The organism is Paraburkholderia sp. BR10936, assembly GCF_040965735.1.
Classification (GTDB): domain Bacteria; phylum Pseudomonadota; class Gammaproteobacteria; order Burkholderiales; family Burkholderiaceae; genus Paraburkholderia; species Paraburkholderia nodosa_A.
This window is the reverse complement of sequence record NZ_JBFRCM010000067.1, coordinates 1-729: the sequence shown is the minus strand read 5'-3', so window position 1 is coordinate 729 and position 729 is coordinate 1. Positions and strand designations below refer to the sequence as shown.

Genomic DNA, 729 nt, shown 5'->3' with positions numbered 1-729 from the left:
GCAGCGTGGCTCATGCGGATGTCGGTTAGCAAATCAACCGCTGAGCATCCGAGCGTTTCCTGGAAATGCCGCATGAACGTGGCGCGGGACATATTGCACAAGGCGGCCAGCTCGGGCAGGTTCCAGCAGCGAGCGGGATCGGAGAACATCGCTGAAATCGCGGGGGCCAAACGTGGGTGGCCAGCCAGCGCCAACAAGCCTGTCGGGGCCTGCTCGGATTTACTTGCCTCGCGCAGCACGATGGTGAACAGCGCCGAACTGAGCGAATTAAGGACGGCGTAGCCGCCCACTTTTTCTCCTGTAGACTCATCACGCATGAGCCTTACAAAATTGGCGAGAGGATTTGAGACGGACTCGACACCCGACTCATCGTCGGTACTAGAAGTGCGCACCACCAGATTTGTCGGAAGGTAATTGCGAATCAGTCGGTCATGCGGCGGTTCAATAAAAAAACGACCGCATAACATATCGAGATGCTCGCCAACGCCGTCATTCTCGCTAAAGGTCCACCCAGCGAGACCCTGACGCTCGCGAGTAGGTCCGGGCTGAATACCACTCCCGTCGTGCAGGATGTGCGCCGAGCCGTGGGGTAACAAGACAACATCTCCAGCGACCAGTTCCTTTGCCATCCCCGTCTCGGGATCCTCGATGACTGCCTTGCCCCTGAGCACGACGTGGTACGGGATTTCGTGGGTTGCCGCTTGATCCCACTCGACCCGCCACGGTGCT

1 protein-coding gene is annotated in these 729 nt (G+C 58.7%); it reads right to left on the bottom strand.

Annotated features, from left to right (window positions below):
• On the bottom strand, positions 1-729 hold a 729-nt coding region (locus AB4Y36_RS40435; RefSeq protein ID WP_368685934.1), incomplete at both ends, for a cupin domain-containing protein.